Source organism: Qipengyuania citrea (assembly GCF_024171405.1).
Lineage (GTDB): Bacteria > Pseudomonadota > Alphaproteobacteria > Sphingomonadales > Sphingomonadaceae > Qipengyuania > Qipengyuania profunda.
Genome location: NZ_JALJZT010000002.1, coordinates 2,439,439 through 2,466,153 on the forward strand (window position 1 = coordinate 2,439,439; position 26,715 = coordinate 2,466,153).

Consider the following 26,715-nt stretch of genomic DNA (forward strand, 5'->3'; position numbering starts at 1 on the left):
ATCTTCATGATGGACCAGATCAGCCGCGCCGCGCGCAAGGCATTCGATGACCGAGCACAGCCGCTGAGCCTCAATCGTACGCAGTGGCGTGTGTTGGCGCAGCTCATCAGAGCTCCTGCCCTGAACCAGACGGACATCGCCAGGAGACTTGAAATCACATCCTCCAGCAGCGGCCTGGAAGACATGACGCCTTCGCGCTTGAGTGACCGGACGCGGCTTGCGCAAGTCATAGCAATATTCGGTCGCCACGGGCGGGGCGGCATCACGCCCGTGTTGGGACTAGGCCGATCTCAAACCAAAACACATTCGACGCGCCCGGATGCCCCGCTCGTGGCGATTGCGCCAGGGGACGAACCTCGGTCATGTTCTATAGCGGACAACCGAATGGAGCATGCGGGACGCGAACTTTCATTGCACCGGCCCTCTGCCGGACGAACAAACCGCTGGCGGCGTGCTAGATGGAAACTAACGCAAACTTCTCCCTAGTGGCGTGGATCGTTGGCATTCTGATGCTTACGACCATCGCTTTCGCGATGTGGCTAATCGATCCCAGACCAAATCAGGAAACATATCAGATCAAGTTTGATCGCTCCGTGGAAGGCCTTCAGTCGGGATCGACTGTAACACTATCGGGAGTCCCTGTGGGACAGGTAACATCGGTCCGTCTGGCGGAAAATGAACCGGAAAACGTGGTCGTTGTTCTGACTCTCGATCCTTCTGCGGCGAAAGTCCACGGCCTTGAAGCGACAATCAGCACGGATCTGATAACTGGAGAGGCTGCGCTCGTGCTCGAGGGCCGACGGGGTCGTCAGGGCATTTACACCGACAAGTCAGGAAAAAAGATCATTCCCGCCGCGGACGAAACCGGACTATTGGGGAGGGATGCGACCGCCACTGTAGAGACCGTGGCAAATAGCATTCGCGCTCTGAACGAAGGACTGGAGCCAGAAAAGCAACGGGTGATCACCTCCGATCTTGTCCGGCTTCGAGTCACGACGGCCGCACTCGCATCGGACGCCGAAGGTTGGGACGAACGATTGGCCTCAACAAAAGGAAGATTGTTAGACTTAGGGCAAAGGGTTGGTGGATGGGGAAATAATCTTCGAGATGCAGATCGGCGGATCTCAGGGCGGAGCGCTTCTGCTATCGCGCAACGACGCCTTCGCCAATTCAGGGAGGGGGTGCAGAACGCTGAAAACAAACTTTCCCAGATAAGGAGTGGCATTCCGGCGGTCGAAGATTCTTTGGTTGAAGGTGAAACGGACCTTCGCGAGCTTAGTCGCGAACTTGCTCCTCTCAGTGAAAAAATCGAAGATATTCAGGTTGAGGGAATTACATCAAATCCTCCCCTCCCAGACTATCGGCCAAAAAGAAGAGAAGCTGGAACGAATATCGATGATTTAAAGTAAACCGAACGGATGACTGCTTCCGGGCAGAGCGCGCAGCCCGTAGAATAGCGGAGATTGGAGCGCAAAGCGGATAACGACCTACTCCGCGGTCAAGTTTGAAATTGAAATTCCGAGTCCTAAAAAAGGCATCGAACCAATACATTAGAGGGATTTTGCGGGCCTTTTGCGGGCTTTTCAGCTTGACCGAAATATCTAAACATCAGAAATTAAACGGAAAAGAAGTTCGAATGTGATGCCTCTTCTGGGTCTCGAACCTACAGACACTGAAAACAAACACGAAAATGACGAACCGATCGAGGACTCGAACCAGCAGCCACTGCTCGGTCCTCTTCTGGGCACCACTGCTTTTCTCCCGACATAGATGCACCGCGCAATCGCGCCACACAGGTCGGCCCAGTCGCGCCCTCTCGCACACTCCAATACCGCACCCTTGTCGTTCTCATCCTTGCGCGACATGATGGATGGGTTGCGAATCGAGACTGGCGCGGCGGGGAGAGGGACATGGCTACGGCCCATAAGGACGGCACGATCGATAAGGAGGCGCTGCGGCGCCGGTATGCGGCGGAGCGCGACAAGCGGCTGCGGACCGACGGGGCCGCGCAATACAAGCGGCTCGAGAGCGAGTTCACCGACCTTGCCACTGATCCCTATACCCCGCGCGAGGAACGCGATCCGGTCAGCGATCATGTCACCTTTGCCTTTATCGGCGGCGGGTTTGCCGGGCTGGTCGTCGGCGCGCGGCTGAAGGAAGCGGGGATTGCCGATTATCGCATCGTCGAGAAGGGCGGCGACTTCGGCGGGACCTGGTACTGGAACCGCTATCCCGGCGCGCAATGCGACACCGCGAGCATGATCTACATGCCGCTGCTCGAGGAAACCGGGCACATGCCGAGCGAGAAATACGCGCATGCCCCCGAGATCCGCGACCACTGCAGCGCCATCGGCCGGCAATACGGCCTCTACGACAACGCGCTGTTCCACACGCAGGTCACCGATCTCGAATGGGACGAGACACGCCAATTGTGGATCGTGCGCACCGATCGCGGCGACGAATTCACCGCCAAATATGTCGGCATGGGCACCGGTCCGCTGCATGTCGCCAAGCTGCCCGGCCTGCCCGGGATCGAGCTGTTCGAAGGCAAGAGCTTCCACACCAGCCGCTGGGACTATGGCTATACCGGCGGCACGCCCGAGGGCGAGCCGATGACCGGGCTGTCTGACAGACGCGTGGCGGTGATCGGCACCGGCGCGACCGCGGTCCAGGTGGTGCCCAATGTCGCGCGCGATGCCAAGGAACTGCTGGTGTTCCAGCGCACGCCGTCGAGCGTGGACGAGCGCAACAACCGCCCGCTCACCCGCGACTGGTTCGACGAGGTTGCCGAGCCCGGCTGGCAGAAGAAATGGCAGGAGAACTTCGTCGCCAATCTCGGCATCGGCTTCCCCGCCGAGGATCTGGTCGACGATGGCTGGACCGATCTCGGCAAGCGCATCCGGGCACAGGTGATCGACATGCCGCCCGAGCAGCGCACGCCCGAAGGCATCATGGCCGCTTTCGAGGATGCCGATAACCAGAAGATGAGCGAGATCCGTGCGCGCGCCGAGAACATCGTCGGCGGCGAGGCGGGCGAGAAGCTGCAGGCGTGGTATCGCCAGCTGTGCAAGCGTCCGTGCTTCCACGACGAATATCTCCAGGCCTTCACGCGTGAGAACACCCAGCTGGTCGATACCGACGGCAAGGGCGTCGAGCGGATCACCGCCAAGGGCGTGGTCGCCAATGGGCAGGAGTACGAAGTCGATTGCATCGTCTATGCCTCGGGGTTCGAGGTCGGCACGGATTTCACCGAACGTGCGGGATATGACGTGACCGGGCGCGGCGGGCGGCTGCTGTCGGACTATTGGGCGGGCGGCATGCGCAGCTTTCACGGGCTGCACGTCAACGGCTTCCCCAACCTGTTCTTCGTCCAGCAGAACCAGGCCGCGGCCTTCATTGCCAACTACCCGCACAACCTCGTCGATCATGCCGAAACGGTGGCGGCGGTGGTCGCCCATGCCGAGGCGCAGGGGCATGCCGCCGTCGAACCCAGCGCCGAGGCCGAACAGCAATGGCTCGACTTCCTGCTGACGGGCCCCGCCGCGCGGCTGGGCAGCACCGAATGCACGCCCGGCTATTACAACAATGAAGGGCAGGGTTACGGCGAGCAGGAACGTTTCGCGCTGGGCCATCCGGCGGGCGCGCTGGGATTCTTCAACCATATCGACCAATGGCGGCGTTCGGGTGCGTTCGAAGGGCTCGAGTTTGCCTGAACACCGTTCGCGGGGTGTGGGAAAACGCTTTGTCGAAGGGGCTTTGCGGCAATTGCCCGCACGGCTAGCGTCGCGCTACGATCTCAGGGGAGACTGCACATCATGACTACCACTTTCGCGCGCCTCGCATCGGCGCTGGCCATTGCCTGCGCCACCGTGTCCGCACCCGCCGTGCTGGCGCATTCGCATCAGGCCGAAGCGCATGCGGCGGAGGCCGCCAAGCTCGCCGCCCTGTTCGAACGCAGCGAAGCGGACATGCTCGACCGCAATCCGATCGCGGCGTTCTTCCGCGGCGATTTTTCCGATGCCGACCAGCTGGGCGATTATTCGCCCGCCAGCTATGCCGCGGACCGCGCGGCGGCGCAGGCCCATCTGGCCGAACTGGCGACGATCGACCGCACCGCTCTGGGGGAGACCGACCGCATCGCCTACGACGTGTTCGAATATACGCAGCAGCGCACGCTGGCGCAGACCGCGCCCGATGTGCTGCCCACCGTGCTCGCTTTGCCGATCGACCATTTCCGCGGGCTGCATGTCTTCTACCCGCGCTTTTCCGCGCCCGGCGCGCTGATGCCCTATGACACGGTGCAGGATTACGAGAACAATTTCAGCCGCCACCGCGCGATGGCGGAGATCATCGACCAGGCAATCGCGCGCTTCCGCATCGGCGCGGCGCAGGGCATCACGCTGCCGCGCATGTCGGTCGAACTGATGATCGAACAGCTCGATCTGCAGATCGGCGCGCCGATCGAGCAGAGCCCCTATTGGGCGCCGGTCGCCAATTTCCCCGACAGCTTCTCCGCCTCCGAGCGCGAGCGCCTGATCGGCGAGCATCGCGCGGCGCTGACCGGCACGCTGATGCCCGCGCTCGCCAAGCTGCGCGAGTTCCTCGCGGAGGAATATCTCGAGCAGGCACGGCCTAGCATCGCCGCGACCGACAATCCCGGCGGCGAGGCCTATTATGCTTACCGGATCGAGGAGAACACCACGCTGCCGCTGACCGCGCAGCAGGTCCACGAGACCGGGCTGGCCGAAGTCGCGCGGATCAACGCCGCGATCGATGCCGCCGAAGCGGAAGCCGGTGGCCGCACCGGCGCCACCTACACCAGCAAGGCCGACCTGCAGGCCGCGTGGTACGAAGTCGCCGAGCAGGTCGATCCGCTGATGGACGAAGTGTTCCTGCGCCAGCCCGAAACCGAACTGCGGATCGAGCCCTACGAACCCTATCGCGAGAAATTCAGCCTCGCCGCCAGCTACATGGCGGGCAAGGCCGACGGGTCGCGTCCGGGCACCTTCTACTTCAGCGGCTACAATGTCGCCGAACGCGAGCTGGGCACCTCGATCTCGCTCTACATGCACGAAGGCAATCCGGGGCATCACTTCCAGTCGATGTTCGCGATCGAGAACGAGGACCTGCCCGAATTCATGCGCTACGGCGGGTTCACCGCCTTCAGCGAAGGCTGGGGTCTGTATGCCGAGAGCCTCGGCTACGAACTCGGTCTCTATGACGATCCGGTCGAACGGCTGAAAGCGCTCGAGGGCGGTGAAATGCTGCGCGCGGTGCGGCTGGTGGTCGACACCGGCATGCATGCGCTGGGCTGGTCCAGAGAGCAGGCGATCGAATATATGGTCGCCAATGGCGCAGCGCGCGATTTCGCCGAAAGCGAGAGCGCGCGGTATATCGTGATGCCCGCGCAGGCGCTGGCCTACAAGACCGGCGAATTGAAGATCAAGCAGCTGCGCGCGCGCGCCGAGGCCGCGCTGGGCGAGGATTTCGACGTCCGCGCCTTCCACGAACAGGTGCTCAACACGGGCGATATCCCGCTGCCGGTGCTGGAAGCCAAGATCGATGCCTGGATCGCGGGCGGGGGGCAGTAAGGGTATGGCCATGAAACACAGGGTCCTGCAGGTCGCCTCGGCGCTGGCGATGGCCGGCGCCGCGCTGGCGGCCCCCGCAGCGCAGGCCTGCGACCGGGTCGCGGCCGCGCAGAGCGACAGCCAGCGTCTGCGCGCGCTGATGGCCGAAAGCGACGCCGCCTTCCTCGACCGCAACCCGCGCGCGGCGTTCTATCGCGGCGACTTTTCCGATGCGGGCAGCCTCGGCGACTTCTCGCCCGCGGCCTATGAGACCGAACGCGCGGCGGCGATGTGCGACATCGCCGCGCTCGCGACGATCGACCGCGCGGCGCTCACCGCGAGCGAGCGGATCGCCTACGATACCTTCCGCTATTCGCAGGAACGCACGCTGGCCGCGACCGAGCCCGAGGTGCTCAAGACCATCCTCGCGCTGCCGATCGACCACTTCCAGGGTATCCAGGGCTCCTATCCGGGCCTGTCGGCACCCGATGGCGTGATGCCGTTCGCGGCGGTTGAAGACTATGCCGACAATGTCGCACGGCACGGTGCCTATGCGCAGATGGTCGACGATGTCATCGCGCGCTTCGACACGGGGCTGGAGCAGGGCATCACGCTCCCGCGGCTGACGGTGGAGCTGATGATCGAGCAACTCGACACGCAGCTGGGCGCGCCGGAGGGCAGCAATCCCTATTACGCACCGCTGCGCCAGCTGCCCGAAAGCTTCACCGAAGCGCAGAAGGGGCAGGCACGCGCCGCGCTGATATCGGCGGTCGAAGGCACGCTCTATCCCGCGATGCGCAAGCTGCGCGCCTATCTGGCCGACAGCTACCTGCCGCAGGCACGCACCAGCATCGGCGCCACCGCAACACCCGGCGGCGATGCCTATTACGCCTACCGGATCGCCGAGATGACCACGCTGCCGCTGACCGCGGAAGAGGTGCACCGGCTGGGCCTGTCCGAAGTCGCGCGGATCAACGAGGCGCGCCAGCAGGCGATCGCCGAGCGCGGCGACCGCCGCCCGCCGGTCTACAAGACCAAGGAATCACTGCAGGAAGCATGGTACGAAGTCGGCGGGAAGGTCGATGCGAAGATCGGCCCGCTGTTCCTGCGCCAGCCCGAAACCGAGCTGCGGATCGAGCCGTACGAGCCCTATCGCGAGCAGTTCTTCCTCGCCGCGTCCTACCAGCCGGGCAAGGCCGACGGCTCGCACCCCGGCACCTTCTATTTCAGCGGGTGGAACGCGGCCGAGCGCGAACTGAGCCCGTCTGTCCGGCTCTACATGCACGAAGGCAATCCCGGCCATCACTTTCAGGTGATGTTCGCGGTCGAGGACGAGAGCCTGCCCGACCTGCTGCGGCACGGCTGGTTCACTGCCTATGGCGAGGGCTGGGCGCTTTATGCCGAAAGCCTCGGCTACGAACTCGGCCTGTATGACGACCCGGTCGACCGGCTGCAGGCGCTCGAGGATGGCGAATTGAAGCGCGCGGTGCGGCTGGTGGTCGATACCGGCATCCATGCGCTCGGCTGGACCCGCGAACAGGCGGTCGAATACATGGTCGAGAACGGCAATCCGCGCGATTATTCGGAAAACGAGGTCGCGCGCTATATCGCCATGCCGGGGCAGGCGCTGGGCTACAAGATCGGCGAATTGAAGATCAAGGAACTGCGCGCGCGCGCCGAAACCGCGCTGGGCGAGGATTTCGACATCCGCCACTTCCACGAACAGGTGCTCGACAGCGGCAATATCCCGCTCACCGTGCTCGAAGCCAAGATCGACGACTGGATCGCCCCCGGCGGCAAATAGCCCAGCGCAAAAAAAACAGGGGCCGCGCGGTGGCATGCCGCGCGGCCCCTTTTTCATGCCCGTTCGGGGCGATCAGTCGTCGCTGGAAACCCCGGTGGTGCCTGCCGGAAGCACGGGGCGCTCGGCCGGCAGCGGCGCATCGCGGTCACCCGTCTTCAGATAGGTGTCGAACCAGCGCATCATGCGCAAATTGTAATCGTAGCGCGCGGCGGCCTTCTGGTTGCCGTGACCTTCGCCGGGATAGAACACCAGCCGCACGGGCACGTCGGGCTTGCGGATTTTCATCGCCCGGTACAGCTCGAGGCTCTGGCCCGGATCGACGCGCGTGTCTTCCTCGCCATGCATGATCAGCAGCGGCGTGCTGGCCTTGTCGACATGGAAGATCGGCGAGACTTCGAGCATCGCCATCCAGTCGTCCCACGGCCACTTGCCGCTGTGCACATTGTACATCTCGTAAGGGATGTCGCCCGTGCCGAACTTGCTGACCTGGTTCGAAATGCCGACGAACATCACGCCCGCGGCGAATTCCTCGCTCCAGCGGGTGGAGGACCATGCCGTGGCATAGCCGCCATAGGAACCGCCGGTCACGCCGGTGCGGTCGGCATCGGCGATCCCGGCTGCGACCAGCGCGCGCTTGGCATCGACCAGATCGGTAAACTCGGGATCGGTGTAATTGCCCGTGTGCTGCTTGGAAAACGCGGTGCCATAGCCGGTCGAACCGCGATAGTTGGGCAGGAACACGGCATAGCCCTGGCCTGCGGCCACCTGGCCGGGCTTGGAATAGGCGGTCTGCCAGCCATTGCTGTCATGCGCTTCGGGGCCGCCGTGGACGTTGAGGATCAGCGGAGCGCCGCCGCGCGGTGCGCCGCCGACAGGTTCGATCAGCACGCCTTCGACTTCCTGCCCGTCGCGCGCGGTGTAGGTGAAGGCGCGCTGCTCGCCGAAGTCGATTTCGGACAGCCAGGCATTGTGCTGCGTCCAGCGCTGGAAGGCGCCGTCGTTCCAGACGAACAGCTCGCCCGGGTGGCGCGGGCTGTTGGCCTCGACCGCCAGCGTGCCGCCCCCCGCCTCGACGCTGGTGAGGATCAGCGCGCCGCCGTCATGCTCTTCGGCCACCGAGCCATCACCATTGTAGATCCGCAGCGCGCTCTGCGCGCCCTTGTGGATCACCGCGGCGAGGCGTCCGTCGGCAAGCCATTCGGCATCGACCGCTGCCTCGGGCGCACCTGCATTGAGCGCGCGATAGGCACCGGTCGCGACATCGACCAGATGCAGCGTCGTCGCCGCCGGGTCGTTCATATCGACCCCTGCGATCATCGACAGCTGCGCACCATCGGGCGAGACCTCGATATCGCCCAGCTTGCCCGGCGTTTCGACAATGCGCACCACCTTGCCATTGGTCAGGTCGAGCACATGCGCGCGCTTGGCGGTATAGGCATCGTCGATCTGCGGGGTGGGCGCGCTGTCGACCACCGCGTGGCGGCCATCGGGCGCGACCTTGAAGGCGCTGACATAGCCGGGAATCGCGACCGGCTTGGGCTCGGCGTCGATCTCGGCACCGACCCGCGCGGAGAACAGCCGCGTCAGCTTTGCCTCTTCCTCGTAGACCACCGAATTGAACCCGGCCTTGGCCTGCTTCGTGCGCGCCTTGTCTTCCTCGGCCCCGGCCAGCATCCAGATCGTGCTGCCGTCGGGCGACCAGGCGTAGGAGCGCACCGCCGCGCCCTCGACCGCGGCCAGCTTGCGCTGCGCCCCGCCATCGACGGGGATGCCCCAGACCGCGGTCTTCTCGTCCTCGTCGGCCCAGGTGAAGCTAACCATGCGGCCATCGGGCGAGAAGGTGACGCCGGAGACACTGATGTCGTCGGGCAGGAAGTCGCGGGCGTTGCTCGGACCATAGGCCAGCTTGAGCTGCTGCTGCGTGGTGCCGTTTTCCTCGCCCTCGGTTACATCGGGTAGGCTGGCGGTGGTGTAGGCGATCCGGCTGCCATCGGGCGAAACGGCGATGGTGCCCACGCTTTCGAGCTGGGCAACGTCTTCCGGCGTCATCGGACGGGCCTGCGCCTGCGCGGCGAGCGAGGCGGTGGCGAGCAGGGCGGCGGCGGTAAGCGGCGCGCGTAGGGTCATGGTTGGCAATCCTCTCCTGGGAAATGGTGAGGGCCGCTATACCGATGCTGCGCTAGGGGGCAAATCCGCGTGTGGGGGCGAGCGCCCCGCGCTGCCCCGCTTGGCGCGAACGCAGGATCGCCCCGCCCACTATGGCGAGCGTTACCAGCCAGAATATCGCGGCGAAGGGCGCCCCATTGCCCAGGGTCAGCCGGGCCAGCAGCGTGGCGAGGATCGCAACCGGCACACCGATCGTCACGCCCCACCAGCCCGCGCGGATCACGGGACGCGGGCGGCCCTTGCGCGCCTGCTTGTTGAGCCAGATGAAGGTCCCCGTCGTCACCACCACGCTGAGCGCGATGCCGAAGACGATATAGGCGATCTTCACCGGCAGGCCGCCGTAATTGCCGAAATGCAGCTTGTAGATCGACGCGGCGAATTGCTGGCCGGTCGCGCCATCGGCAAGCCCGGCGGTGCCCTTGAAGCTGCCATCCGCCGCGAAGGCGTAATATTCGCCGAAGATCAGCCGCCGCTCATGCTCGCCGACCACCTGGACATGCTGGCCGCGCGTCCCGGGATCGTGGAGGATCAGATAGGACACGCGCACCCCGGGATATTCGCGGTCCATATAGTCCAGCACGGGTGCGACACGGGGGAGCGGGGCGGGGGCAGGGTTGCCCTCGGGTTCGGAGCCGAACACCGGCGCCAGCGCTGCATCGCCGTCGCCGTCATAAGCGGTTTCGGCAAGGCTGGCACCCGAGACGTAGAACAGGCCGATCATCGCCCCGGTCAGCGCGATCACCAGCGCGAAGGGCAGCGTCCACACCGCCAGCCGGTTGTGCCAATCGAGCGTGGCGACATCGTCCTTGCGGCGGGCGCGCAAGCGGAAGGCGTCGCGGAAGATGCGCGGATGCGCGACAATGCCCGACACGGCGAGCGCGACGATCATCGCGCCGAACATGCCGACCAAAGTCATCCCCAGCACCGGGGGCAGGTTGAGCGTGTAATGCAGCCCGAGCAGGAATTCGGCCCAGGCGTTTTCCTCGGGCGCAGCGATGGCGCCTTGCGCATCGACATGCACCGCCTGCGTATCGGTGGTGACCGTCGTGCGTGGCAGCGCTTCGGTGGGCATGTGGACGTAGAGATGCGTGGTCGGCGTCTGTCCGGCTTCGGTGGCCGCCACATTGGCAATGGCGCGCTCGACCGCCTGCGGCGCGATGCTCTCCATCTCGGGCGCGCTTGGCTGTTCGAGCCGCTGCCATTCCTCGTACAGCACGATCGCCGTGCCGCTGACGCAGATGAGGTAAAGCAGCGCGCAGCAGACCAGCCCGATCGCCGAATGCGCCGCGATTCCCCGGCGGACGGTATCTTTCGAAAACAGCGCGGTCATGGCCGGCTCCCCATGGCAAGCAGTGGCAGCGATGCGGCGATCAGCGGCACGAGCAGCATCGCGATTTGCGGGCGCCGGCTTTCGGCCATCAGCATGGCGAAGGCGAGCAGCGGCCAGAGCAGCGGGACCAGCGCCAGCACCATGACATTGGCATCCGCTTCCGCCACCGGCCAGTCGAGCGCCACGACGCGGATGCCCAGCGCGAGCACGACCGCCACTGCCAGCGCGAGCGGTCCGGTCAGCGCAAAGGTGATCACGCCCCGGTGCCAGTCACTCGGCGCAGATGCGGCGGCCGCGCTTTCGGGCTCGGCGGCGCGGCGCGGCGTGCGCGGTCGCTCGAATGCCGCATGGGTCAGCAATAGGCAGGCAATCGCGGTGGCGACCAGCGCGGCGATGGCCACACCCCAGGCGCCGCTTGCCATACCCGCCGCGATGCAGCCCGCGGCAAGCGCCGTCCAGCCGAGCGCGCTAAGCGCGGGCGATTTGCCCCTGCGCCCCCAGGACAGGCGCAATCCGGCCACGCCCGCCGCAGCAAGCACGCAGCCGAGCCAGAGTGCGCCGTCCCCTCCCATCAGAAACTACCCCGCAGCGTCAGCGTGTAATTGCGCGGCGCGGCGTAATAGGCCTGCTCCCAATAGAGGCTGGTGAGGTATTTCTCGTCCGCGACATTGGCGATATTCGCCTGCAGCTCGAGATTGTCGGTCAGCTGGTAGCCGGCCTGCAATTGCAGCGTGGCATAGGCATCCTGCTCGATCCGGCCCAGCGCGGTGTCGAGATAGACATCGTCCTGCCAGCCCAGCACCGCGCCCAGCGACAGCCGTGTGGTCGGCTGCCAGCGCAGCGCGATATCGGCGGTGGTGCGCGGGACATAGGTGCGCACCTTGCCGTCATTGCCATCCTCGAGCGAGAGATGCGTCAGGCCCGCCTGCAGCAGCAGCCCTTCGGCCAGACGTCCGGTGATTTCGAACTCGACGCCTTCGCTGACCACGTCGATGCCATTGTAGAGCGTCTGGCCGGTGGCCGGATCGAGCCCGGCGGATTCGGCGAGGTTCGACTGCTCGGCACGGAACAGCGCCACAGTGCCGAGCAGCGCTCCGTCGGCGGTCTGCGCCTTGAGGCCGATTTCCATGCTTTCGCCCTTGGCCGCGCCCAGCGGGGCATAGTCGGTCCCGGTTTCGTGCTGGGGCAGGAAGATGTCCGAATAGCTGGCGTAGAGATTGACCCCGTCGATCGCCTCGAAGGTCACGCCCGCGAACGGGCTCAGCGCGCTTTCGCTGCGGCCGAAGTCGACTCCGTAGCTGACCCCCTCGGATTCGACATCGATGTAATTGGCACCGCCGATCACGCTCAGCCGGTCGGTGAGTTCGAGCCGCGCCGCGGCAAAGGCGCGCCACATGCGGTAATCGAAATCGGCATCGACCTGCGCCGCGCCATAGGCGGGACGGCCGACTTCCTCGCCACTCCAGTCGGGCAGCGCGGGCAGCGGGCCCCAGGCGGGATCGGTGAACGGGGCCTGGCGCCCGAGATAGCCGAAGCTGGTGTCGCTATATTGCACGCCCACGGTCACATCGTGCTCGCGCCCGAAGGCACCGAAGCGGCCGCTCAGCTCGGTATCCGAAACCCAGCCGCCGGTGTCGTACTGGTAGGCGCCGGGATAGCCGAGCAGCCCCAGCCCGGTGTCGCGATCGGGGGTGCCATAGACATAGAACAGTTCCGAATCGCTCGAGGTGTCCTGCCGCGTCAGCACCGTCCTGAGCGTCCAGTCCTGCGCGAGGTTCCACGCCACTTCGGCGAAGCCGCGGGTGTTGGTGGTGTCCCAATAGGTCCAGTCCTGCGTGGTCGAGGTGCCGGCGGGATAATCGGTCGGCGTGCCATCGGTGAACAGCAGCGGCAGCGCGCCCCACAGCACGTTGTCGGCATTGTTCTGCTGGTGCGAATAGCCCATCGCGAGCGACAGCGTCGGGGTGATCTCGCCCGCCAGGACCAGCTGCCCGGCATAACGGTCCGAGGTATAGTCGCGCAGGTGCGAATCGCCCGTCGTGATCGCCCCGGTGGCGCGCAGGCCCCAGCTGCCGGTTTCATCCAGCGCGATGTCGAGGTCGGCCTCGCCGCGGATCGTGTCCCATGACCCATAGCTGAGCGCGGCCGACCCGCCGGTTTCGCCGGTCGGGCGGCGGCGGACGAAATTGATCGTGCCCGCCGGATTGCCGATCCCCGACAGCAGCGCATTGGCGCCGCGCACGACTTCGACCCGCTGGTAGAACACCGTGTCGAGCGCGCCGCTGGTGGGGCCGTAGACATTGGGCGTCGCCAGCCCGTCGACCATCAGCCAGCTGATGTCGAAGCCGCGCGCGGTGTAATAGGTGCGATCGGTTTCGACCTGCTCGACATTGATCCCCGGGACCACTGCCAGCGCGTCGTTGATCTCGTCGAAGCCGAAGTCCTCGATCAGGTCCTGGCCGATGACCGAGACCGATTGCGGCGTGTCGATCACTTCCAGCGGCAGCTTGGTCGCGCTGCGCGGCGGGTCCTCATCGCGTTCGCCCAGTACGACGATGCCGGGTGCGGCAGCGGCGCTGTCCATGGCCTCGTCGGCGAGCGCGGGCGCGGCGGCGAACAGGCAGGGAGCAAGCGCGGTGCAGGCGAGCAGACGCGCGGCGGGGGAAGCGGTGGGCATGAATGATTTCCTCATCTGAACTTTCCGCGCCGCTATTGCGAATTAATCGCAGGAGTCAAGGCTAGTGAGAATCATTTGCAAATAAAGTGCGGGATGCGGTGTTTTTCCCTCGCTGGACGCGGCGCGCGAACACGCCTACAACGGTGCCATCCCCGGGGAGCCTGCTCAGGCTGAGAGGGGCGCGTAGCACCGCCCGACCCGTCGAACCTGAACCGATTAGCATCGGCGGAGGGAGTGGGCGGTACCCGTGCAGGGCCCTGCTCTCCATCCGTCGCGAGGAGAGATTTCGCATGGCCGACGGTATCGATATTCCCGCCTGGATCGCCCTGTTCATCGGGTTCTATTCCGCCAGCGCCGCGATCGGCGAACTCCGTCATCCGGGCGGCTGGGTCGGGATGGTCGCGCATTTCGAACGCGACCTGGGCCTGCGCTTTCTCACCGGCATCGTCTGTCTCGGCCTTGGCGCCGCGATCTACCTCGTCTCGCCCTGGCGGCCGGGCGACTGGCTCGCGGTGCTGGTCACCGTCATTGGCGGGGGGATGGTCGTCGAGGGCGCGCTGATCCTCGCCTTTGGCGACAATTTCCTCGCTTTCGCGCGGCGCCTGATGGGCGCTGCCAACCGGCTCTGGGCCGGTCTCTCGCTCCTGCTCGGCGCGGCGCTCATCGTCGTCGCGCTGCTGCGCCTCTAACACTTCCCGCTCTTTTCCAAGGAAGGTCCATTTCATGGCCGACATCAACAGCAAATTCGACATCGGCGTCACCACCGGCCCGATCCGCGGCAGCCGCAAGGTCCAGATCGGCGCGAAAAGCGGCAGCGGCGTGCGCGTCGCCATGCGCGAGATCGGCCTCGAGGGCGGCGAGCCCAGCGTGCGCGTCTACGACACCTCCGGCCCCTATACCGACCCCGCTGTCACGATCGACATCCGCGCCGGTCTCGAACAGAAACGCCGCGAATGGATCATGGCGCGCGGCGATGTCGAGGAATACACCGCGCGCGAGGTAAAGCCCGAGGATAACGGCCAGCTTGGCCCCGACCGTTCGGGCGGCGTCCCCGCCTTCCCCAATGTCGCCAAGAAAGTGCTGCGCGCCAAGCCGGGCATGAACGTCAGCCAGATGCATTACGCGAGGCAGGGCATCATCACGCCCGAGATGGAATATGTCGCCGAGCGCGAGAACCTGGGCCGCGAACAGGTCCGCCGCGAGCTCGACGGCAATTCATGGGGCGCCGAGATCCCCGAATATGTCACCCCCGAATTCGTCCGCGACGAGATCGCCCGCGGCCGCGCGATCATCCCCAATAACATCAACCACCCCGAAACCGAACCGATGGCGATCGGGCGCAACTTCCTCGTCAAGATCAACGCCAATATCGGCAATTCTGCCGTCGCATCGGATGTCGCGGCGGAAGTCGACAAGATGGTCTGGTCGATCCGCTGGGGCGCCGACACCGTTATGGACCTCTCGACGGGGCGCAACATCCACGACACGCGCGAATGGATCATCCGCAACAGCCCCGTCCCCATCGGCACCGTGCCGATCTACCAGGCGCTCGAAAAGGTCGGCGGCATTGCCGAGGACCTCACCTGGGAAGTCTTCCGCGACACGCTGATCGAACAGGCCGAACAGGGCGTCGACTATTTCACCATCCACGCGGGCGTGCGCCTGCCCTATGTCCCGATGACCGCCAAGCGCGTCACCGGCATCGTGTCGCGCGGCGGCTCGATCATGGCGAAATGGTGCCTCGCGCATCACAAGGAGAGCTTCCTCTACGAGCGCTTCGACGAGATCACCGAGATCATGAAGGCCTACGACATCGCCTACAGCCTCGGCGACGGCCTGCGCCCCGGCTCGATCGCCGACGCGAATGACGAAGCCCAGTTTGCCGAGCTCTACACGCTGGGCGAACTCACCAAGCGCGCCTGGGAACAGGACGTGCAGGTGATGATCGAGGGCCCCGGCCATGTGCCGATGCACAAGATCAAGGAGAACATGGACAAGCAGCTCGAGGCCTGCGGCGAAGCGCCCTTCTACACATTGGGCCCGCTCGTTACCGATATCGCGCCCGGCTACGACCACATCACCAGCGGCATCGGCGCCGCGCAGATCGGCTGGTACGGCACCGCCATGCTCTGCTACGTCACGCCCAAGGAACACCTCGGCCTGCCCGACCGCGACGATGTGAAGGTCGGCGTGGTGACCTACAAGCTCGCCGCGCACGCCGCCGACCTTGCCAAGGGCCACCCCGCCGCCAAGGTCCGCGACGACGCGCTCTCCAAGGCGCGCTTCGACTTCCGCTGGCGCGACCAGTTCAACCTCAGCCTCGATCCCGACACGGCCGAGCAATACCACGACCAGACGCTCCCCGCAGAAGGCGCCAAGACCGCGCATTTCTGCTCGATGTGCGGTCCCAAGTTCTGCAGCATGAAGATCACGCAGGAAGTGCGCGAATTCGCAGCGAAGCAGAACTCGGACAGCTACCTTGCGAGCGAGAACATCAAGCGCGAGACAAGCGCTGAAGAGGCCGCGGAAGCGCGCGCGGGCATGGAGAAGATGAGCGAAGTGTACCGCGAGAAGGGCGAGCAGCTCTACCTTCCCGAAGACGAAGTGGACGGGGTGGGCCCGGCGCAATAGGCTGCCGCACGAGCCGCCCCACGGGGGCCACACAGAGGGGAGCGCCATGGCCGAAGTCGATACCGATGCGATATTGGACGACCGGCGCGAACGCCGCCGCCTGCCGCTGGTCGGGCTGCTCCTCTCGGCGCTCTATGTCGGCGGCGTGGCGCTCTACCTGTTCGTGCAGGGCCAGAACCCCGCCGATCTCCGGCTCAACGAGTTGGGCGATTTCCTCGGCGGCGTGTCCAGCCCGCTCGCCTTCCTGTGGCTGGTGCTCGGCTTCTTCCAGCAAAGCCGCGAAATCCGCCTGAGCGGCAAGGCGCTCCAGCTGCAAGCCAGCGAAATGCGCCGCAGCGTCGACGAACATCGGCGGCTTGCGTGCGGGGAACGCGCGGAATGAAAGTGGCGTGAGAAGCGTGTGAGGACACGGAAAAGATTAGCAAGGTGTGCCGCGAGAAGGGCGAGCGGTTGTATTTGCCGGAGGGGTAAGTATCCCTAATCGATGAGTTGGATTGCAGTTCGCGTTACTCTCATCTAAAGTCTTTTGGATCTTGGATCGAGGAAACCCCCATGGAAAAATTGCCGCCTTTTATAAATTCCACGGGCTTAGTGACTAAGATATTTGATAAGATTCAGGAGGCTAAAGAGCCGGACGACCGCTACACGCAAAACTTTCAAGCCGCAGTTCTTGGCTATGGAAGCGGAAACGCAAAGGCTTTTATCCCATTCCTAAAGCGCATGGGATTCTTAGAAAGCGATGGTCGTCCCACGCAACTTTATAGGCAGTTTAGAAATCCCGATGCTGCGGCCGCTGCGATGGCCGAGGCAATGAGGGTCGGATACTCAGATGTCTTTGCTCGCAATGAGTATGCGCATGACCTTAGCGATGAAAAGTTCCGCAACCTTCTTGTGGAAATGACTGGTAAGGACAAAAACGCTTCATCTATCAATAAGATCGTTGCGACTTGGAAGGCCTGCAAATCTTATGCTGACTTCGATGCGAACCTCACAGATACGAGCGCATCAGATGTTTCTGACAACAGCGAAACGATGACTGACAGCCCGACCACCGGTGTTAGACCAAGATTACCCTCTGAATTTACAGAAATACCAAAATCGGTGGGCATGTCGTTCGGCTATAATATCAACTTGAACTTGCCTGCTACAACCGATGCGAAGGTTTACAACGCGATTTTCTCAGCGTTGCAGCAGACCCTCCTGAAGGACTGATCCGTTGAAGCCAGTTGATCAGGTAAAGAGGTTCGCTACGAACAACTTGTTGATCGAAGCAGCCTTAGATCAGGCGCAGGCCGATCTAGGTATGCGCGTGTCCGAAGACCCGAGCATCGAAGCGGAGATTGATGAGACCTATTACCCACAGTTTGACGAAAAATACCGCGCGGAAGCTGCGGATATGGCGGTCAATTTTAGAATTTTTTACTGCTTGGAAAACTCGATCAGAGAGCTGATCCTAGATGCTCTCAGCGAGGAGTTCAGCGACGAATGGTGGGTTGAAGGTATTCCGGAGCCTATTCGTCTGGCGGCTGAAAAACTAAGGCAAAAAGAAATCGATACAGGCGGCGTTCCTCGATCTGACAATCTGCTAGACTATACGACGTTTGGTGAACTGGCCCAGATTATCGAACAGCGACAACAGGCCTTTGAGGGAAAGTTCACGAGCCTTAAGGCGGTAAACAAAGTTCTTTGGCAATTGAACATGCTGAGAGGGCCGATTGCGCATTGCAAGCCGTTGGCTGAGGATGAAGTGCTTCGGCTTCATCTCTCTCTTCGTGACTGGTTCAGAGCACAAGGCGAATAGCTCTAATTTCGTGAAGGCGCAAATATCGGCGGCAGTGTGCTTAACCTGCCGGTACCAACCGGTCCACCAACGCCCTGAGTTCGCTCGGCGTCGTGTGCCCCGCGACCACCTCGTGATAGCCGATGCCTGCCTTGCGCAGCGCTTCCTTCTTCACCGCGTCGCGCGCGGCGGCGCTGGCGCCGGTGTGGTGGCCCGAGCCTTGGTATTCGAGCGCGTGGACCACCCGGCAGTGCTCGTCCATTAGCGCGAAATCGACGCGTTTGGAATTGACCGCGAAGAAGGCGTCCTTGTCGGGGCTGGCGAGGAATTCGCCGAGGCTCACCTGTGCCATCACCTGCCATTTCGGATTGCGCGCAATCACCGCCTTGTCGAGCGCCTCGAACACCTTGGCCTCCGATTTGTTGAGCAGCGAGCGCGAGGTGAACTTGGCCCGGCTGACGATCTTCAACTGGTCCGCCGCCATATCGGACCGGATCGCCTGTCCCCGCTCCGCCGCCTCGATCTTGCGCAGCCCTGCGCTCTTTTTACCGAACCGCTGCGCATTGCGCCCCTGCCAATACGCCTTGCGCTTCGCCGCATCGGCGCTGGCGACTGCCCGCTCGAAAGCGACGCCGATCAGCGCGCCGACAAGCAGCACGATCAGCAACGCAACGGGGCGATCCAGCAGGAAATTGACGGTTTCCCTGACGCATATGACTAGCAGCTTTTGGTTGCGACATGGCTAACGGCGCATTGTAGCGCCCGTATGAACACACCGCGCAATATCCTGCGGGCGCTGGCGAAGTGGCCCATATCCGTCATCCAGCGAAAGCTGGGATCGCCGTCGTTTCGCGCGACCGAGCCAGATCCCAGCTTTCGCTGGGATGACGGGATGATCGACCTCCCCGGGGCCGAACTCGCCCACTGGTTCCGCCGGCACCTCACCTGAGGGCTTTCCTACTCCGCGCAAACCTGTCTTGCTGCGGGCCATGTACGCGCTCCGTCCCCTCGCGAACCACTTCCGCCAAGCCCCCGCGCGCACGCCGGGACTTTTTTCGCAATGGACCGTGGTCCATGCGGTCCATGTGATGGGAGTGGCAGGGGGCAAATCCTCCACATGTCCTACACGCCGCCTGGCCGCGCGCGCGCTTCACCGGCACGCGGGCCAGCGCCTGCAGCCATTCCGCAATTCCGGGGTCGGCACACTTGGCCTCACGCCCCCTAGCCACCGGTCCCCAACACGCCCATATGCGCGGGCATGGCCGATCTCTATCTCAAGAACCTCGAATCCGAACGCCGCCAGCTGTGGGCGACCTGCCGTCTCAAGGGGCTGGCCAAGGGCACGCCCGAGCGGCAGCGGATCGTCGCGATCGACGAGGCGATTGCCGCGCATAAGGCGAAGAAGGCCTAGCGCGCGCCGCTTTGCGGCAGCGCCCGTGCGGGCCGGCGGGGGGCCGGCTGGCGCCCGCCGCCCGCTCGCATCCGCTAGCTGTTCTTCATGTTCTCCAGGCCCCTGATCGCGCCGGGCTTTTGCGACGGCTGCGAGGCGTTGGTCTTGACCTTTTCCTTCTTGGGCTTGCGGGCTTCGCGGTTCGATTTCTGTCCCTTGGACATGCGTGGTTCCAATCGGGGCGGAATGCCCCGGCCATGCTCCTACGCCTGCGCGCCGGACAAAGCGCGTTTATTCGCGCGGGCGGCCGCCGCGCGCTAGCGGCGCAGTTCGACCATTACCCGGTCGAGCGCCTGGAGGAAGTTGGAGCGGTCGGCCTTGCTGAAGGGCGGGGGGCCGCCTTGGGCACCGTCCATCCCCGCACGCAGGTCTTCCATGATCGCGCGGGTGGCCACCGCGCTGCCGATGCTGGCGGCGTCGAAGGCGCGCCCGTCATGCTTGAGCACGCGCGCGCCCGCCTTCAGGCAGCGCTCGGCGAGCAAGATGTCGGCGGTGATCACCACGCTGCGGGCGTCCGCATGCTCCGCGATCCAGTCGTCGGCGGCATCGAACCCGTCGCTTACCACCACGCGCTTGACCCGCGCGCTCACCGGTACGCGGAAGGGGCTGTTGCTGACCACGCGCACCTCGGCGCCAAAGCGTTCGGCGACGCGGTAGATCTCCTCCTTCACCGGACAGGCGTCGGCATCGACCAGGATCGTGACGGGGGCGGCTGTGGGGCTGGGGCTGGGCATCGCGCCTGCCTAGCCATCGGTGCGCGCGTGAACCAGCCCCGCGATCGGCGGGTGCGTCAGTAGGCCCAGCGCTCGGTGAGCATTTCGGCCTTGCCGTCCGCGAGCTTCACCTCGGCGGCGGGCTCGCCCGGCTGGCCCTCGCGGAACAGCTCGTAGATCACCGCGCCGTCCTCCTGCACGCTCTCGATCACGCGCACGGGAGCGAACATGTCGGGCGCGGCCTCGGCCACTGCACGCGCGGGAGCGGGGACATCGGCCCAAGCGAGATCGCGCTGGATCTCGACCACGCGGAACACGCCGTCCTCGACCAGCATGTCGAGTTCGACCTCGCTGCCGTCGGCGCGTGTGCCCTCGACGTCGTAGAACACCATGCCGTCGCGCTCCTTGCGCTCGGCCCCGGCGAATTGCATGCCCGGCACCGCCTCGAGCGCGGCGGCGCGGGCGCCCTCGGGGATATCGTCGGCGGCCAGTTCGGTAATAACCGCCTCGGGACCATCGGCGAGGATCGCGGTGTCGCTGGCCGCGGCCTCATCCGCTTCACCGGCGGGCGCGGGCGAACAGGCGGCAAGGCTTGCGGCAAATGCCAGCGCGGCGGAAGTCTGACACCAAAGAGCGATACGCATGATCTTGTCCCCAAACAGCGCCCCGGACGGGCTATGACACCGGTGTACCGTTTGCGGGGCGGATTGGCAATTGCGGGCCTGGCGGCGGCGTGCGCGGGCAGGGTGATCGCTTTGCGGGCCGGGTCATCCAATTGCAGCACCGCGTTCCGCCCGTTCCATCAAACCGCTGGAAACACGCGCGCCAATCCCCATCTCGAGATCAGGCAAGACAACAATGAGAGGAGCCTTCCACTATGCAGGTCCAGTTCAATTCCGACTCTTCGGTCATGGGTACCGAGAACGTCGCCGAACGTATCGAGGCGAGCGTGCGCGAGAAGCTGGCGCGGTTCGAGGAACGGCTCACGCGGATCGAGATCCACGTGCGCGACGAAAACGGTGCGAAGGGCGGGGCGGACGACAAGGCCTGCACGATCGAGGCGCGCCCGCGCGGCGGCAAGGCGATCGGCGTGACCGAACACGCGGCCAAGGTCGATGATGCCGCGCGCAAGGCGGCGGCGACGCTCAGCCAGCGGCTCGAACGGCACTTTGGCAAGGAATCCAAGCACAGCCACGACCCGCGGCCCGACAAGGTGTTGTAAGCGGTAGCGCGGGCGCGCTCCGCCCGGGCTGCGCGTGTCAGCCGGGGACGGAGCGTTCCTCCGCCCCGTGGCGGTGCAGCATGACATCGAGCAGCGCGGGGCGGTCCTTCTGCTCCCAGGCGCGTTCGTGGAAGAAGAACACCACCGCGTTGACCAGCGGCTCGACCAGCGCGATCCCACCCGCAAGCATCACCGACCCGGTGAACAGGTAGGCGACTGTGAACCCGACCAGCAGGTGGAGGACGAGGAAGCTCAGCGTCTTGGACAGGTTGCGTTTCATCCACCGCAGATAGGAGTGTCGTTTAATCGATTGAAGCGATGAATGACGCATAGAGTAATCGCTTTTCGCTCCTGTCGCGGGTTCCAAGACGCATTCGTCGCACTTTGACACGCCATTGCTCGCGCAACCCAGCCGCTTTGCCTTATTTTTGCCCGAGTTCGAAACATCCGGACCGGTGCAGCGTTCGTATCTTGAAGCAGCAGCCGGAAACCGTCGGCTGTGACAATGCTCACGACTACCGAATAAAGGGAATGGATATGAACAAGCTTACCATCGCGCTCGCCTCGGCCGCATCGCTGGCTATCGCCGCCTGCGCCGAAGAACCGGCCGAAACCGCTGCCTATGAAGACACCGCCACTGCCGATCAGATGGCCAATGCAGAAGCCGAAGCCGGCACTGTGGTCGAAGTCGCACAGGACGACGAGACTTTCTCGACGCTCGTCAGCGCGGTGACTGCCGCCGGACTGGGCGAAACGCTGTCGGGTGACGGCCCGTTCACCGTCTTCGCGCCGACCAACGATGCCTTCGCCAAGATCCCCGAGGCGACGCTGACCGAGCTCACCACCAATGACACCGAAACGCTCGGCAACATCCTCACCTACCACGTGGTCGAAGGCAATGTGGATGCAGCCACGCTGACGCAGGCGATCACCGATGCAGGCGATGCGGGCTACACCATCACCACCGTCAATGGCGGCACGCTGACCGCGACCGTGGTCGACGGCAATGTCGTGCTGACCGATGCCGCCGGCGGCACCGCCACCGTCACCGCAACCGACGTCGCCGCCTCGAACGGCGTGATCCACGTCATCGATACCGTGCTGATGCCGCAGTAAGGCAATCGCACTGTTACTCGCGAAAGGCGGCTCCTTTACGGGGCCGCCTTTTTCGTGGGCGCTTTTCTACAGCGTCGCCGACGAGAGCCATGCCAAGCAGCATATCGGCACGTGCCCTGCTTCGAAGCTTGCACCTGCGGCGCGGCGCGCTAGCGTCTTGCCCGGGCGAGAGGAGAACAGCGATGGGCGTAGCCGCCGAGAAGCCGGTTTACAGCGTACCCTTTGTCGAGCGCACCGGGATGCGCCGGATCGAGGAGCGGCGTGGGTATTCCAAACTGCTGATGCCGCTCGATGGCAATGCCAACCATGTCGACGTTATGTATCTCGGCGCCTTCTGTGTGCTCGCCGAAGCGATCGCGGCAGGGCCGGGGATCTCGATCCTCGACACCGCGCGCCATTTCCCAATCATCAAGGACATCGCGGTGGACTTTCACCGCATGGCGGCCAGCGATGTCACCGGCGAATACGAACTCACCGAGTGCCATATTGCCGCGCTGGAGGCCGATCTCGAGCGCAAGGGCAGCGCGGGCTACACCGCCGAAGTCCCGATGCACGATGCCGAGGGCGCGCTGGTCGCCACGGGCCGCGTCACGGTCAAGCTGCTTACCCACGACTGGTCCGGTCGGGCCTGAAGGAAAGATTCATATGACCAGTATTCGCGCCCGCCTCGTCAAACTCGCGCTGCCGCTGCTCGGCATCAAGCGGTTCTTCTCGCAGCCCGACAAGTTCGACGAACGGATCGCCAAGCTCCGTGCGGCCAAGCCGGTTCGCCCGCGTGCGAAATGGAACAAGCGCTTCGATATTCGCGAGTATGGCAGTCGCGGGTTTCCGGTCGTCACGCTCGAACCCAAGGGCGGGGCCCAGCCCGGCGCGCCGCATCTGCTGTATCTCCATGGCGGCGGCTATGTGATGGATATCGCCGCGGTGCATTGGGACGCGGTGGCTGATCTGTGCGAGCGGCTGGGCGCCTCGGCGACCGTACCGCTTTACCCGCTGGCGCCCGAACACAAGGCGGACGAGACGCTCGAGGCGATGCGCTCGCTCTATCTCGAATTGGCCGAGCGCTATGGCGCGGACCATGTCACCGTGATGGGCGACAGCGCGGGCGGCGGCATGACGTTGGCGCTGGCGCAGATGCTCAAGGCCGCGGATCAGCCGCTGCCCGGCAGCCTGGTGCTTTATTCGCCCTGGCTCGATGCGACGGCCACTGCCGAAGGGCAGCGCGAAATCGAACCGCGCGACGGGATGCTGGCGGTCAGCGGGCTCAAGGCCTGCGGCGACATGTATCGCGGCGATTTGGCAATCGACGATCCGCGCGTCAGCCCGCTGTTCGGACCGCTGGAGGGATTGCCCCCGATGGCGATCTTCTCTGGCACCGCCGACATCCTGCTCGTCGACGGGCGCCGCCTTGCCGGGAAGCTGGCGCAAGTGGGCATGCCCGACCACCTTTATCGCGAGTATGAGGATATGTTTCACGTCTGGATGTTGCTGCATGTCCCCGAAGGCAAGCGCGCACGCGCCGAAACCGCGAATTTCATCCGCCAGCACGGGAAGACCGTATGACCACCCGCATCCTGTTCGCCGCCTTGCCAGCATTGCTCCTGGCCGCCTGCAACACCGGCTCGGGCGATGTGCCCGAGGGCCTCGCCACCGGCACTTTTGCGGGCATCGGTGCGGGCGAAGTGGTTCATTACATTGGTACCGAACCTTTCTGGAACGGCGCGGCGGGCGGCGGCCTCGCGCTCTATGCCACGCCCGAGAACCCGGACGGCAGCGAGTTCGCGGTCGAGCGGTTCGCGGGCAATAACGGGCTGGGTATCAGCGGACGGCTCGAGGGGGCGGCGTTCGACCTGATGATCACGCCGGGCGAATGTTCGGACGGGATGAGCGACCGGACTTACCCCTATACTGCGACCTTGCTTGTGGGCGGCGAACAGCGCCAGGGATGCGCCTGGACCGACAGCCAGCCCTACGACGAGCCGGAACTGCCCTGATGGACACTGCCCCCGCCTTGCCGCGCTGGCTTGGCCGCGCCGGCCTGCTGCCGCAACTGGCCTGCGTCGGGGTGCTTTATGCGGGTCCGGCGGAATGGCGCGAACCCGCGCAGGCGCTGGCTTTCGCCTATGCCGCGCTGATCCTGTCGTTCCTCGGCGGGATGTGGTGGGGGATCGCGGCGGCGGCCCCCGCAGCGCAGCGACGCAACACGCTCGGCTGGGTATGGATGGCGGCGGTGCTGCCAAGCCTCGTGGCGCTGGCCGGTTTCGTGCCATGGGCGCTTGGTTGGCAGTGGCCCGAACCTTCGCTGGCCATGCTCAGCGGGGCGCTGCTGGTCAGCCTGGGTGTCGATGCCAGACTGGGTCCGCTGGTTCCGCGCTGGTGGATGCCGCTGCGGGTGCCGCTGTCCTTCGGCCTCGGACTGATGACGATGGCGGTAGCGGTTGCCTAGCGCTTGGTGACGCCTGCACTCTCGAGTTCGGGGCCGAGCCTGCCGGTCAGCCACATCCACCACATGCGGAAATCGGCGCGCAGGCTCCACAGCGGATAGGTGAAGGTCGCCGGGCGGTTCTTCTCATGCCCGAAATGCGCGATCCAGGCGAAGAAATACCCGGCCAGCGGCATGCCGAGCAATAGCAGCCACTTTCCCGTCGCCAGCGCTGTCACGCCCAGCGCGACGACCAGCGAGGTGCCGATGTAATGCAGCGCGCGGGTTCCCGGGCGCGCATGTTCGCGCAGGTAGAACGGCCAGAAGGCAGCGAAGGTGGTGTAGCGCCGCTCGGTCATTGCAGCCCCGGGATTTCGATCTGCGCGGGCGAGGGCGTCTGCGGCATGACCAGTTCGCGCTTGGCGGGTGCTGCCCGGCTTTCGGCGATATCTTCCGCCGCCGCGCCGATCGCGGTGCAACTGCGCCCGGCGAGGAAATCGAGCGCGGTGGCGATCGAGGCTTCGCCCGGGTCGCCCAGCGGGGTGAGGATATCGTCGTCCGCGCGGCAGGTTTGCGGCATCACGCTGGCGAGGCCCGAATAGTAATCGCCCCCGTCATCGGCATTGACCGAGCGGAAGGCGACCACCCGCAGCCGGTCGTCGCAGGCCGACCGGTCGCGGGCGATCTGTCCGACCGGCTTGCCGTAGGTATCGGTGCCGATCAGCGCGATATTGTCGCCCAGGATGGGAATGAAGGCATTGGCCACCAATTCGCTGGCAGACGCGGTCCCCATGGTGCCGATCACCGCGATCCTGGTTGCTGCAATAGCCTGCGGTGCGGCGGCGAAGCGGGCGATTTCGTTGAAGTCGCTTTTGGAATCGCGAAAGGTCGTCTTGCTGAAAACCTGTCCGGTCCGGTCCGCCGCGAGCAGGTCGCCAAGCAGTTCCGCGACCGATACAAGCCCGCCGCCATTGTAGCGGAAGTCGAGGATGATCTGCGTCACGCCCTCGGCGCGGAAGACGGTGAAGGCATCGCGCAACTGGGCCTTGGCATCGTCGATGATGAAGGTGCGCAGATTGATATAGCCGACCTTGGTCCCGCCATTGTCGAGGATCTTCGCACCATAGCGATCCGAGATCGGGTCGAGTGCATATTCGGTCTTGGTCACGCCGACCGTAACCTCGCCGCCACCGGGCTGGCGGATACGCAATTGGCGGGTCACCCCCGGATCGCTTGGGCCGAGCGCATTGACCACCGCCTGCGCACCGCCCTCGGCCATCAGTGCGGCGACGGTCTGCCCGCCAATGGCGATGATTTCGCTGCCGCGGTCGATGCCTTGCGCGAAGGCGGGGGCATTTTCGAAAGCCTCGACCACGAACACCCGGCGGGCGGCGGTATCATAGCCCAGGCGCACCCCGAAACCGGCGTTGGATCCGCTGCTGATCAGCGCGTTCTCTTCGGCGATCGAGGTGATGTAGGTGAAGTAGCGATCGCGGTCCTGCGCCCGGGCAGGCGCGACCAGCGCATCGATATAACCCTGGACCGAGCTGAAATTCCCCGCGTTCACGGTCCGGTCGAGCAGGTCGGGGAACAGATACCATTCTTCCATCTGCCCCAGCGTCCAGTCCTGCCGGCTGGCGAGCGTGCAATTGTCGGAGGAACCGCCACCACCGCCGCCGACCGCGCCGCCTCCGGAGCCGCTGCCGCCTCCGCTCGAGCTGCCTCCACCGCCGCATGCGGCGAGCGAAAATGCCAGTGTTGCAGTGAAAATGGTGCGACCCAGACCCATGCGCTTCCTCTCCTGAATCCCTCCCTCGGTCCCCCCGAAGGCATC

29 protein-coding genes and 1 riboswitch are annotated in these 26,715 nt (G+C 64.7%); of the genes, 18 read left to right on the plus strand and 11 right to left on the minus strand.

Annotated features, from left to right (window positions below; translation table 11 throughout):
• Window positions 1–9 precede the first annotated feature (9 nt).
• The 5 genes from J2S32_RS15860 to J2S32_RS12785 all read left to right on the plus strand — a co-directional run bounded on the left by J2S32_RS15860 (window position 10) and on the right by J2S32_RS12785 (window position 7,374).
• Complete coding sequence (locus J2S32_RS15860) at window positions 10–486, plus strand: MarR family transcriptional regulator (protein ID WP_225082872.1); 477 nt, start codon at window positions 10–12, stop codon at window positions 484–486.
• A 23-nt stretch (window positions 487–509) separates the two neighbouring features.
• Window positions 510–1,409 carry an MlaD family protein gene (locus J2S32_RS12770; RefSeq protein WP_082850750.1) on the plus strand — a complete coding sequence of 300 codons (900 nt, stop codon included), beginning with the start codon at window positions 510–512 and terminating at the stop codon, window positions 1,407–1,409.
• A 501-nt stretch (window positions 1,410–1,910) separates the two neighbouring features.
• Window positions 1,911–3,713 (plus strand): flavin-containing monooxygenase, encoded by a 1,803-nt coding sequence (locus tag J2S32_RS12775; RefSeq protein ID WP_253521917.1) that lies wholly within the window; start codon window positions 1,911–1,913, stop codon window positions 3,711–3,713.
• A gap of 102 nt (window positions 3,714–3,815) precedes the next feature.
• The gene (locus J2S32_RS12780; protein ID WP_253521919.1) at window positions 3,816–5,591 is read left to right on the plus strand and encodes a DUF885 domain-containing protein; all 1,776 of its coding nucleotides are present in this window, start codon (window positions 3,816–3,818) and stop codon (window positions 5,589–5,591) included.
• Between the two features lie 10 nt (window positions 5,592–5,601).
• On the plus strand, window positions 5,602–7,374 hold the full coding sequence (locus J2S32_RS12785) for a DUF885 domain-containing protein (RefSeq protein WP_253521921.1): 1,773 nt from the start codon (window positions 5,602–5,604) through the stop codon (window positions 7,372–7,374).
• Window positions 7,375–7,446: 72 nt separating this feature from the next.
• On the opposite strand, the gene J2S32_RS12790 is transcribed toward J2S32_RS12785, so the two are convergent.
• From J2S32_RS12790 to J2S32_RS12805, 4 genes are read right to left on the minus strand one after another with little or no spacing between them, the layout of a single operon-like run.
• A complete protein-coding gene (locus J2S32_RS12790) occupies window positions 7,447–9,501 on the minus strand; it encodes a S9 family peptidase (protein WP_253521923.1) in 2,055 nt (684 codons plus the stop codon).
• Window positions 9,502–9,553: 52 nt separating this feature from the next.
• Window positions 9,554–10,870, minus strand: a complete 1,317-nt coding sequence (locus tag J2S32_RS12795) for a PepSY-associated TM helix domain-containing protein (protein WP_253521925.1) — start codon at window positions 10,868–10,870, stop codon at window positions 9,554–9,556.
• On the minus strand, window positions 10,867–11,442 hold the full coding sequence (locus J2S32_RS12800) for a hypothetical protein (RefSeq protein ID WP_253521927.1): 576 nt from the start codon (window positions 11,440–11,442) through the stop codon (window positions 10,867–10,869). The genes J2S32_RS12795 and J2S32_RS12800 overlap by 4 nt, the downstream gene beginning before the upstream one ends.
• Entirely contained in the window at window positions 11,442–13,547 is a 2,106-nt protein-coding gene (locus tag J2S32_RS12805; protein ID WP_253521929.1) for a TonB-dependent siderophore receptor, read from the minus strand. The genes J2S32_RS12800 and J2S32_RS12805 overlap by 1 nt, the downstream gene beginning before the upstream one ends.
• Before the next feature lie 143 nt (window positions 13,548–13,690).
• Window positions 13,691–13,799, plus strand: a riboswitch (TPP riboswitch).
• Between the two features lie 38 nt (window positions 13,800–13,837).
• Here J2S32_RS12805 and J2S32_RS12810 point away from each other — a divergent pair.
• From J2S32_RS12810 to J2S32_RS12830, 5 genes are all read left to right on the plus strand, one after another.
• Window positions 13,838–14,236 (plus strand): hypothetical protein, encoded by a 399-nt coding sequence (locus J2S32_RS12810; protein ID WP_253521933.1) that lies wholly within the window; start codon window positions 13,838–13,840, stop codon window positions 14,234–14,236.
• 34 nt (window positions 14,237–14,270) lie between these two features.
• Window positions 14,271–16,178 carry a phosphomethylpyrimidine synthase ThiC gene (thiC, locus tag J2S32_RS12815; RefSeq protein WP_253521937.1) on the plus strand — a complete coding sequence of 636 codons (1,908 nt, stop codon included), beginning with the start codon at window positions 14,271–14,273 and terminating at the stop codon, window positions 16,176–16,178.
• A gap of 46 nt (window positions 16,179–16,224) precedes the next feature.
• Window positions 16,225–16,560 carry a hypothetical protein gene (locus tag J2S32_RS12820; RefSeq protein WP_253521940.1) on the plus strand — a complete coding sequence of 112 codons (336 nt, stop codon included), beginning with the start codon at window positions 16,225–16,227 and terminating at the stop codon, window positions 16,558–16,560.
• A gap of 170 nt (window positions 16,561–16,730) precedes the next feature.
• The gene (locus J2S32_RS12825; RefSeq protein WP_253521944.1) at window positions 16,731–17,390 is read left to right on the plus strand and encodes a DUF5343 domain-containing protein; all 660 of its coding nucleotides are present in this window, start codon (window positions 16,731–16,733) and stop codon (window positions 17,388–17,390) included.
• Between the two features lie 49 nt (window positions 17,391–17,439).
• Window positions 17,440–17,979 (plus strand): Swt1 family HEPN domain-containing protein, encoded by a 540-nt coding sequence (locus J2S32_RS12830; protein ID WP_253521946.1) that lies wholly within the window; start codon window positions 17,440–17,442, stop codon window positions 17,977–17,979.
• A 40-nt stretch (window positions 17,980–18,019) separates the two neighbouring features.
• Here J2S32_RS12830 and J2S32_RS12835 read toward each other — a convergent pair whose 3' ends face one another.
• A complete protein-coding gene (locus tag J2S32_RS12835) occupies window positions 18,020–18,616 on the minus strand; it encodes a DUF2726 domain-containing protein (protein ID WP_253521949.1) in 597 nt (198 codons plus the stop codon).
• Between the two features lie 108 nt (window positions 18,617–18,724).
• Between J2S32_RS12835 and J2S32_RS12840 the strand changes: the two genes are divergently transcribed.
• Together J2S32_RS12840 and J2S32_RS12845 are read left to right on the plus strand one after the other, a co-directional pair.
• Entirely contained in the window at window positions 18,725–18,907 is a 183-nt protein-coding gene (locus tag J2S32_RS12840) for a hypothetical protein (RefSeq protein WP_253521951.1), read from the plus strand.
• Between the two features lie 309 nt (window positions 18,908–19,216).
• Window positions 19,217–19,369, plus strand: a complete 153-nt coding sequence (locus J2S32_RS12845) for a hypothetical protein (RefSeq protein WP_197458160.1) — start codon at window positions 19,217–19,219, stop codon at window positions 19,367–19,369.
• 74 nt (window positions 19,370–19,443) lie between these two features.
• On the opposite strand, the gene J2S32_RS15765 is transcribed toward J2S32_RS12845, so the two are convergent.
• From J2S32_RS15765 to J2S32_RS12855, 3 genes are all read right to left on the minus strand, one after another.
• Window positions 19,444–19,572 (minus strand): hypothetical protein, encoded by a 129-nt coding sequence (locus J2S32_RS15765; RefSeq protein ID WP_255358288.1) that lies wholly within the window; start codon window positions 19,570–19,572, stop codon window positions 19,444–19,446.
• A 93-nt stretch (window positions 19,573–19,665) separates the two neighbouring features.
• Window positions 19,666–20,142 carry a YaiI/YqxD family protein gene (locus J2S32_RS12850; RefSeq protein ID WP_253521953.1) on the minus strand — a complete coding sequence of 159 codons (477 nt, stop codon included), beginning with the start codon at window positions 20,140–20,142 and terminating at the stop codon, window positions 19,666–19,668.
• Between the two features lie 56 nt (window positions 20,143–20,198).
• Window positions 20,199–20,765: a hypothetical protein gene (locus J2S32_RS12855; protein ID WP_253521955.1), complete on the minus strand. Its 567-nt coding sequence runs from the start codon at window positions 20,763–20,765 to the stop codon at window positions 20,199–20,201.
• Between the two features lie 233 nt (window positions 20,766–20,998).
• Here J2S32_RS12855 and J2S32_RS12860 point away from each other — a divergent pair, with 233 nt between their 5' ends.
• Complete coding sequence (locus J2S32_RS12860) at window positions 20,999–21,343, plus strand: HPF/RaiA family ribosome-associated protein (RefSeq protein WP_253521957.1); 345 nt, start codon at window positions 20,999–21,001, stop codon at window positions 21,341–21,343.
• 37 nt (window positions 21,344–21,380) lie between these two features.
• On the opposite strand, the gene J2S32_RS12865 is transcribed toward J2S32_RS12860, so the two are convergent.
• On the minus strand, window positions 21,381–21,623 hold the full coding sequence (locus tag J2S32_RS12865) for a DUF2061 domain-containing protein (RefSeq protein ID WP_253521959.1): 243 nt from the start codon (window positions 21,621–21,623) through the stop codon (window positions 21,381–21,383).
• A 257-nt stretch (window positions 21,624–21,880) separates the two neighbouring features.
• Between J2S32_RS12865 and J2S32_RS12870 the strand changes: the two genes are divergently transcribed.
• The 5 genes from J2S32_RS12870 (at window position 21,881) to J2S32_RS12890 (ending at window position 24,905) form a co-directional block, all read left to right on the plus strand.
• A complete protein-coding gene (locus J2S32_RS12870) occupies window positions 21,881–22,459 on the plus strand; it encodes a fasciclin domain-containing protein (protein ID WP_253521962.1) in 579 nt (192 codons plus the stop codon).
• A 182-nt stretch (window positions 22,460–22,641) separates the two neighbouring features.
• On the plus strand, window positions 22,642–23,091 hold the full coding sequence (locus J2S32_RS12875) for a PaaI family thioesterase (RefSeq protein ID WP_253521966.1): 450 nt from the start codon (window positions 22,642–22,644) through the stop codon (window positions 23,089–23,091).
• Between the two features lie 13 nt (window positions 23,092–23,104).
• The gene (locus J2S32_RS12880; protein WP_253521968.1) at window positions 23,105–24,022 is read left to right on the plus strand and encodes an alpha/beta hydrolase; all 918 of its coding nucleotides are present in this window, start codon (window positions 23,105–23,107) and stop codon (window positions 24,020–24,022) included.
• Window positions 24,019–24,453 (plus strand): COG3650 family protein, encoded by a 435-nt coding sequence (locus J2S32_RS12885; RefSeq protein ID WP_253521970.1) that lies wholly within the window; start codon window positions 24,019–24,021, stop codon window positions 24,451–24,453. Before J2S32_RS12880 ends, J2S32_RS12885 begins: the two co-directional genes overlap by 4 nt.
• A complete protein-coding gene (locus J2S32_RS12890; protein ID WP_253521972.1) occupies window positions 24,453–24,905 on the plus strand; it encodes a DUF3429 domain-containing protein in 453 nt (150 codons plus the stop codon). The genes J2S32_RS12885 and J2S32_RS12890 overlap by 1 nt, the downstream gene beginning before the upstream one ends.
• Here J2S32_RS12890 and J2S32_RS12895 read toward each other — a convergent pair.
• Together J2S32_RS12895 and J2S32_RS12900 are read right to left on the minus strand one after the other, a co-directional pair.
• Window positions 24,902–25,240 (minus strand): DUF962 domain-containing protein, encoded by a 339-nt coding sequence (locus J2S32_RS12895; protein WP_253521974.1) that lies wholly within the window; start codon window positions 25,238–25,240, stop codon window positions 24,902–24,904. The two genes, J2S32_RS12890 and J2S32_RS12895, sit on opposite strands and share 4 nt — an antisense overlap.
• Window positions 25,237–26,670 (minus strand): S41 family peptidase, encoded by a 1,434-nt coding sequence (locus tag J2S32_RS12900; protein WP_253521977.1) that lies wholly within the window; start codon window positions 26,668–26,670, stop codon window positions 25,237–25,239. The genes J2S32_RS12895 and J2S32_RS12900 overlap by 4 nt, the downstream gene beginning before the upstream one ends.
• Between the last annotated feature and the right edge of the window lie 45 nt (window positions 26,671–26,715).

Excerpts from the sequence above, each read along its gene's own strand:
- J2S32_RS12900 (WP_253521977.1), bottom strand. The coding sequence starts at position 26,670 with ATGGGTCTGGGTCGCACCATTTTCACTGCAACACTGGCATTTTCGCTC.
- J2S32_RS12875 (WP_253521966.1), top strand. The coding sequence starts at position 22,642 with ATGGGCGTAGCCGCCGAGAAGCCGGTTTACAGCGTACCCTTTGTCGAG.
- J2S32_RS12890 (WP_253521972.1), top strand. The coding sequence starts at position 24,453 with ATGGACACTGCCCCCGCCTTGCCGCGCTGGCTTGGCCGCGCCGGCCTG.
- J2S32_RS12825 (WP_253521944.1), top strand. The coding sequence starts at position 16,731 with ATGGAAAAATTGCCGCCTTTTATAAATTCCACGGGCTTAGTGACTAAG.
- J2S32_RS12800 (WP_253521927.1), bottom strand. The coding sequence starts at position 11,442 with ATGGGAGGGGACGGCGCACTCTGGCTCGGCTGCGTGCTTGCTGCGGCG.
- J2S32_RS12810 (WP_253521933.1), top strand. The coding sequence starts at position 13,838 with ATGGCCGACGGTATCGATATTCCCGCCTGGATCGCCCTGTTCATCGGG.
- J2S32_RS12880 (WP_253521968.1), top strand. The coding sequence starts at position 23,105 with ATGACCAGTATTCGCGCCCGCCTCGTCAAACTCGCGCTGCCGCTGCTC.
- J2S32_RS15765 (WP_255358288.1), bottom strand. The coding sequence starts at position 19,572 with ATGTCCAAGGGACAGAAATCGAACCGCGAAGCCCGCAAGCCCAAGAAG.
- J2S32_RS12855 (WP_253521955.1), bottom strand. The coding sequence starts at position 20,765 with ATGCGTATCGCTCTTTGGTGTCAGACTTCCGCCGCGCTGGCATTTGCC.
- J2S32_RS12845 (WP_197458160.1), top strand. The coding sequence starts at position 19,217 with ATGGCCGATCTCTATCTCAAGAACCTCGAATCCGAACGCCGCCAGCTG.
- J2S32_RS12780 (WP_253521919.1), top strand. The coding sequence starts at position 3,816 with ATGACTACCACTTTCGCGCGCCTCGCATCGGCGCTGGCCATTGCCTGC.
- J2S32_RS12865 (WP_253521959.1), bottom strand. The coding sequence starts at position 21,623 with ATGAAACGCAACCTGTCCAAGACGCTGAGCTTCCTCGTCCTCCACCTG.
- J2S32_RS12820 (WP_253521940.1), top strand. The coding sequence starts at position 16,225 with ATGGCCGAAGTCGATACCGATGCGATATTGGACGACCGGCGCGAACGC.
- J2S32_RS12795 (WP_253521925.1), bottom strand. The coding sequence starts at position 10,870 with ATGACCGCGCTGTTTTCGAAAGATACCGTCCGCCGGGGAATCGCGGCG.
- J2S32_RS15860 (WP_225082872.1), top strand. The coding sequence starts at position 10 with ATGGACCAGATCAGCCGCGCCGCGCGCAAGGCATTCGATGACCGAGCA.
- thiC (WP_253521937.1), top strand. The coding sequence starts at position 14,271 with ATGGCCGACATCAACAGCAAATTCGACATCGGCGTCACCACCGGCCCG.
- J2S32_RS12805 (WP_253521929.1), bottom strand. The coding sequence starts at position 13,547 with ATGCCCACCGCTTCCCCCGCCGCGCGTCTGCTCGCCTGCACCGCGCTT.
- J2S32_RS12850 (WP_253521953.1), bottom strand. The coding sequence starts at position 20,142 with ATGCCCAGCCCCAGCCCCACAGCCGCCCCCGTCACGATCCTGGTCGAT.
- J2S32_RS12870 (WP_253521962.1), top strand. The coding sequence starts at position 21,881 with ATGAACAAGCTTACCATCGCGCTCGCCTCGGCCGCATCGCTGGCTATC.
- J2S32_RS12775 (WP_253521917.1), top strand. The coding sequence starts at position 1,911 with ATGGCTACGGCCCATAAGGACGGCACGATCGATAAGGAGGCGCTGCGG.
- J2S32_RS12860 (WP_253521957.1), top strand. The coding sequence starts at position 20,999 with ATGCAGGTCCAGTTCAATTCCGACTCTTCGGTCATGGGTACCGAGAAC.
- J2S32_RS12785 (WP_253521921.1), top strand. The coding sequence starts at position 5,602 with ATGAAACACAGGGTCCTGCAGGTCGCCTCGGCGCTGGCGATGGCCGGC.
- J2S32_RS12885 (WP_253521970.1), top strand. The coding sequence starts at position 24,019 with ATGACCACCCGCATCCTGTTCGCCGCCTTGCCAGCATTGCTCCTGGCC.
- J2S32_RS12840 (WP_253521951.1), top strand. The coding sequence starts at position 18,725 with ATGAACACACCGCGCAATATCCTGCGGGCGCTGGCGAAGTGGCCCATA.
- J2S32_RS12895 (WP_253521974.1), bottom strand. The coding sequence starts at position 25,240 with ATGACCGAGCGGCGCTACACCACCTTCGCTGCCTTCTGGCCGTTCTAC.
- J2S32_RS12790 (WP_253521923.1), bottom strand. The coding sequence starts at position 9,501 with ATGACCCTACGCGCGCCGCTTACCGCCGCCGCCCTGCTCGCCACCGCC.
- J2S32_RS12770 (WP_082850750.1), top strand. The coding sequence starts at position 510 with ATGCTTACGACCATCGCTTTCGCGATGTGGCTAATCGATCCCAGACCA.